At 67.3% G+C, this 5,937-nt stretch carries 4 protein-coding genes; all 4 read right to left on the bottom strand.

Annotated features, from left to right (window positions below; genetic code table 11):
• Positions 1 to 1,394: methyl-accepting chemotaxis protein (locus B3446_RS21255; RefSeq protein ID WP_291384746.1), on the bottom strand; the 1,394-nt coding region annotated here is incomplete at its 3' end.
• 279 nt (positions 1,395 to 1,673) lie between these two features.
• Entirely contained in the window at positions 1,674 to 2,252 is a 579-nt protein-coding gene (gene sodB / locus B3446_RS21260; protein WP_191575618.1) for a superoxide dismutase [Fe], read from the bottom strand.
• A 454-nt stretch (positions 2,253 to 2,706) separates the two neighbouring features.
• A complete protein-coding gene (locus B3446_RS21265) occupies positions 2,707 to 5,619 on the bottom strand; it encodes an ankyrin repeat domain-containing protein (RefSeq protein WP_422652846.1) in 2,913 nt (970 codons plus the stop codon).
• Between the two features lie 79 nt (positions 5,620 to 5,698).
• A partial coding sequence (locus tag B3446_RS21270; protein ID WP_291384750.1) for an exodeoxyribonuclease VII large subunit occupies positions 5,699 to 5,937 on the bottom strand: 239 nt, incomplete at its 5' end.

Consider the following 5,937-nt stretch of genomic DNA (forward strand, 5'->3'; position numbering starts at 1 on the left):
TCCGATGCGCCCGAGATCTCGCGCACCAGCGTCGCGACCTGGCGCACGCTGTCCACCACTTCGCGCATCGTGCGTCCGGCCTCGTCGACCTGGCGCGAGCCGCCTTCGACGCGCGTCACGGATTCGTCGATCAGGGCCTTGATTTCCTTGGCCGCCACGGCGGAACGCTGCGCCAGCGTGCGCACTTCGCCCGCCACGACCGCGAAGCCGCGGCCCTGCTCGCCCGCGCGCGCCGCTTCCACGGCGGCATTGAGCGCCAGGATGTTGGTCTGGAACGCGATGCCGTCGATCACGCCCGTGATGTCGGCAATACGACGCGAACTGTCCGAGATCGCGCTCATGGTCTGCACGACGCCTTCGACCACCTCGCCGCCGCGCACCGCGACGTTCGACGCCTGGCTGACCAGGCGGTCGGCCTCGCTGGCGTTGTTGGCGTTCTGCTGCACCGTGCTGGTCAGCTCTTCCATCGAGGCCGCGGTTTCCTCGAGCGAGGATGCCTGCTCTTCCGTGCGTTGCGACAGATCGGCGTTGCCCTGCGCGATCTGCGACGACGCCGACGCAATGTTTTCACAGCCGTCGCGCACGTCCTTGACGATGCGGGCCAGGCTTTCGTTCATGGCCTTGAGCGCGCCCATCAGATCGCCGGTCTCGTCGCGCGTGACCACGCGGATATCGGTGGTCAGGTCGCCCGCGGCCACCTGGCGTGCGGCCGATACGGCCTCGGTCAGCGGGCGAACGATGCCGCGCGTCACCAGCAAACCGAGCAGCATGCCGATCGCCACACCCGCGACAGCCAGCGCAATCATGATCGCGCGGACGGTGCCATAAAGGTCCGTGCCTTCCTGCACCGAGCGCTCGGCAGACTTTTCCTTGCTGATGGCCAGACTGGTCATCAGGTCGTCCAGCTTTTGCGACGCGACGATGACGCGCTTCTCGATCTCGGCCACGCGCGGATCGCTCTGCGTCAGCGGCTGCGACTTGGCCGCGTCGAAGAATGCGGCCGCCTCGCGCTTCCACACCTGTTCGGTTTCGCCGAACTGCGCGAGCAGGTGTTTGGTCTGTTCTTCGTAGAAATTGGCGGCAGCCTTCTCGCGCAGCACGTCCATGTTCTTGACCGCGTCGTCGAACTGCTTGCGCAGCGCCAGACGCTCCTGGTCGGTCGACGCCCCCAGATACGCATTGCGCGCACGACCTGCGTAGATCAGATTGATGTTGGCTTCCTTCAGATCCGAAATGCCGCGCAATTCGGTGTCGTAAAGCCTGTCATTCATTTCATTGATACGCGACAGCCCCCATACGCCGAAGGCCCCGATCGCACCGCCTATCACCGCCACCAGCAAAAACGCGCCTGTCAGGCGAGCGCCGATGCGCATCCCCTTGAATAACCGCAACATGCTTCCCTTCCCTGTATGTGCCCCGGCTTGTGGCGGCTTCGCCGCAGCCATGCGCTCCGGGGTGCAGGCGCTGACCGGAGAGAGACGATATCGACGTTTGGTCTAGGGCTTACCCTGAGAAAAAGCCACTTCAGGCGTCAGTTCCGTGTAATGAACGCGACAATCGACAGGGTTTTCGAAACTGACTTTTTGCTGAACAAAAGAAAACCCCTCGCCGGGGCGAGGGGTCGTGTTTCCAGGCATGCGGCGCAAGGGCCGCATGCGTGCTGGAAGCGCCGATCAGGCGAAGTTCTTGGCGGCGAAATCCCAGTTTGCCAGTGCCCAGAAGTTTTCCAGGTACTTGGGACGCGCGTTACGGTAGTCGATGTAGTACGCGTGTTCCCAGACATCACAGGTGAGCAGCGGCTTGTCGGCCGTCGTGAGCGGGGTGGCGGCGTTGCTGGTGTTGACGATGTCGACCGAACCGTCGGCCTTCTTGACCAGCCAGGTCCAGCCCGAACCGAAGTTGCCGGCAGCCGACTTGTTGAAGGCTTCCTTGAAGGCGTCGAAGCTGCCCCACTTGGCGTTGATGGCGTCAGCCAGCGCGCCCGACGGTGCACCGCCGGCCTTGGGAGCCAGGCTGTTCCAGTAGAACGTGTGGTTCCAGACCTGGGCTGCGTTGTTGAAGATGCCACCCGAGGACTTCTTCACGATGTCTTCCAGCGACAGCGTTTCGAATTCCGTACCCGGGATCAGGTTGTTCAGATTCGTGACGTACGTCTGGTGATGCTTGCCGTAGTGGAACTCCAGCGTTTCCTTGGAGATGTGCGGCGCCAGAGCGTCGAGTTCGTAAGGCAGGGGGGGAAGAGTATGTGCCATGTGATGGTTCCTTCTGTTGAGAGCACGATCAAGCCGGTCAATTGTATCGGCAACTCCTGAGGATACCGTGTTAACCCCGCGCTGGCGCGGGGTTAACGGGCACATGCTTATGACCGTGCGTTGTTGCGCCCTCGCGCGGCGGCGCGCACGGCGTCACCGCATGGCCTCACCGCATGGCCTCACCGCANNGCGCTGGCCGCGTCGTCCGGCACGTCGACGTCGATGCGCACGGCTCGGGTAGCGGCGTCGATGCGGGCCACGTCCACCTCGTGCCAACGCCCACCTGACGGCGCCGGCACGAAGACGGCCAGCGCCTTCAACGCGCCCGCCGCGATGGGCACGGAGACGCCGTCCGCCCCTTCCGATTGGCGCGGCCCGCCGCCATAGTCCTGATCGGCCGATGACACCGCCACGTCGATATTGACCGGGCGGCCGCGGTGATACACGCGCACCGTCAGCATGCCGGCCTTGGCNNCGGCCTGGTGTCCGCGCGCACGTTCGCGATGGCGGAGTACGGCCGCAGCGGCGGCGTGTCCAAAAACACCTGCTTGCCGTCGCTGCGCCAGGCGCCCCGCGCGTTGATGTCGACGGCGCCATAACTCAGGAAGTATTCGAAGCTGCCGTCTTCCAGAAGCAGCAATTCGCTGCCGACTTCCCGCACGCCGCGCAGGTAGTAATGCCCCGGGATGCGCACGGCTTCCGAAGACTTGCTGGCGGCCTTGGATCCCACGCGCCGGCCTTGCGCGGGCGGTGGCGCGCAGTCTGCCTGCAGCGTGACGCCCGCCTCTTGCAGGACGCGCGCAAAGGCCGGATCGGATTGGCAGACAAGCGCCGTGTGGAACGACTGGCCCGGCGGCGCCACCGCCGCATCGAAGCGCGCGTGGTGCAGCGCCAGCAAGGCCAGCATGGCGGGCTGGCCGGTTTCCAGTGCGATCCACGCAGGGCCGCGGCCCAAGCCGTCGCCGGCATCAGGGCTGGCGCCGGCGTCGAGCAACGCTTGGGCAAGGTCCCGGCGTCCCAGCCGGATGGCGGCATTCAGCGGCGTATCGCCGTCGGGCAGCGGCGCATCCAGATCGGTGCCCGACGCCTTCAACAGACGCAATACCTGCACCACGGTGTCATGCCGCGCGGTGACCAGCTCCCGGCTATGCAGCAGCATCGACACGATGCGATCGGGCAAGGCACGTCCATCCCGCGCGCATGACGATGGCTGACCGGTGAAACCGGCCGCATGCAGTGCTGCAAAGTAGCCAGGCTTGTCGATCAGCACGAACTCCCCGTTGTCTGGCATGCACGCTTGCACAACCGGCTGGCGGTTCGCCGCGCTCACGCGGCGCACCGTTTCCATGTCGCCGGACGCCACGGCGGCGTTGAGCAGTGCGTACGGGTTGGGCGCGACCGGCAGCCGCGGATCGTCCAACCGCGCGCCGGCGCGCAGCAGCCGATCCAGCATGGCAGTGTCCTGACGACCGATCAGCCAATACAAAGCGCTCTCGCCGTCCGGCGCGATGGCGGCGGGGTCCGCGCCCTTGGCCAGCAATGCATCGACGACCGCCACCTGGCCCGAGGTGGCCGCCAGGAGTAGCGGCGGCGTGCCGCGCGGATCGTCCAGGCTTAGCGGCCAGGCATCGCGGCCGGCCCCGTCCCCGGGCGCTTTATCGGCTGCTTTTACCGCGGGGTCCACGTACGGATTCACCGGCACGCCCGCCTCGATCAGCATCAAGGCCAGCGCCGTGTCGCGGCTTTCGAGCGCCTGGCGAATGGCGCTTGCGTCCAGCGTCTTCATGTCGAATCCCGCGTCCGCGAACATGCGCAGCACTGCCGCGCCCTGCCCGCCCGGCTGCCGCAGCAGTTGCGCGACGGGCGAGTCGGCGGGGTTCTGCAGCGCCGCGCGCAGCGCGTCTGGTTTCATCGCCGCTAGCAGGGTGCGCAGCAACGCAGTGTCTCCGGCCCGAACCGCCACCTCCAACGCCGACCAGCGGTCGTAGCCTTCGCGTTGCAAGCCCGGATCGGCGCCCCTGGCCAGCAGCGCCTTCACGACGCCGGACTTGCCGGCTTCGACGGCATCGGCCAGCGGCGTGTTGCCATGCGGTTCCGCGGGATCGCCATCGACCGGCGCACCGAGGGCCAGGAGGCGCTGCACGGTCTGCGTGTCGCCGCGCTGGGCCGCCAGGTTCATGATCGGCCGGTTGCCCATCTGGGGCTTGGCGAATATCAGGCCGCCCGAGCCCACTTGCGGGCCGCGTTGCGCGAAGGGCATGCCCGCGCGCAGCAGTTGTTCGGCGATTGCGGGATGCCCGCCTTCGACCGCTGCTTGCGCCGCATCCAGCCACACGTCACGGTCGCCGCTTTCTCCGTACGCCGTGGCCGGGATTGTGCGAGGGCCCACCTCCATCAGGTACGACACGGCCTGCGCATCGCCTTCGTAGGCGGCGAACGCCAGGGCGGTCAGTTCCTCTTCATAGGCGGGTCGGCTGCCCGTGACGGTCAGCGCGCGCAGGGCTTTTGCGCCTTCCGTCAGTTCCACTAGTGGCAGCCACGCAAGGAAGTCCGCTGCGGGCCGCGTCTTGCCCCGTCCGTCCTTCAAGACACTTGACGCTGCGGTATCGGCGTCGAGCGCCGCATACGGGCGGCTGGCGCCGGCGCCGAACAAAGCCACCACCATGCGCGTCAGGCTCTTGCGGTCGACGAGGCGCGGCAGGTAGGTCTGGCGCACTGCGAATTCGAAATCGCGGTGAAGCAGGAATTCCAGCGGGCTGTTGTTCTGGTCACCCCGCTGGTCGGGGTTGGCCCCCGCGGCCAGCAACGCCTCCATGATGGCCGGCGTGCCGTACAACAGCGCCAGGTGGAGCGGCGGCCGGCGCGATTCGTATGTGATGTCGTTCAGGGCCGGCTTGGTGGCCAGCAGCGCGGCCAGCATGCGCGCGCGGGCCGGCAGGCCGGCCTCATGGGCCTGGCGCAACCGCGCCGCGTCTTCCGGCGTCATGTCCCAATACACGTACTGCGACCGCAGATCGCGTGGCGGCATCAGCAAGGCGTGCAGCAAGGGGACGCCGTCACGGGCATAATCGCCGGGCCGTTCGACTTGCGCCAGCGCAGCCAGGAATGCCGCCTCGTCGTTGCGGCCGACTGCTGCGAACAGGGCCTCCGTCTCCGGCGTGTCGGCGCTTTTGTATTCGCGGTACGGCGACGCGCAGTTGCAATCGGCGGCTGGGGCTGAGGGTGGCGCGACGGAGGGTGCGGTGGCCGCCGCCGCTGCCGGGGAAACGGCTGCATTTTCCGCATGGGCCACGGAGCCACTCCCGATCGCCCAGATCGCCGCGGCCATTCCGGTGGCCGCCCATTTCAGATTTCTGTCGTGGAGCATCCTGCCGCCATGGTTTGGGTGGAGAGGATTTGCGCGCGATCGCGCCGCGCGCCGTCCCCCGTCGGGGCTCGCGGAAGAACTAGCTTGGGTCGCGCGTGGAACGCGTCGATTGCACCTGGACCTGCGCCCCGCCCTGCGCGAAGCTCAGGTCGAGCGGCTGGCCCGCCGACAGCGCGGCCGCATCGCGCACGATGCGGCCTTCGGCGTCACGCGCGATTGAATAGCCGCGCGCCAGCGTATTGCCCGGATCCAGGGCGCGCAGTTGCGCCGAGGCGGCGGCAAGGCGATTGCGCCGCTGCACCAGCAGGCGGGCATGGG

Origin of the sequence: Achromobacter sp. UBA5777, from assembly GCF_002418565.1 — a bacterium.
GTDB classification, from domain to species: domain Bacteria; phylum Pseudomonadota; class Gammaproteobacteria; order Burkholderiales; family Burkholderiaceae_B; genus Achromobacter; species Achromobacter animicus.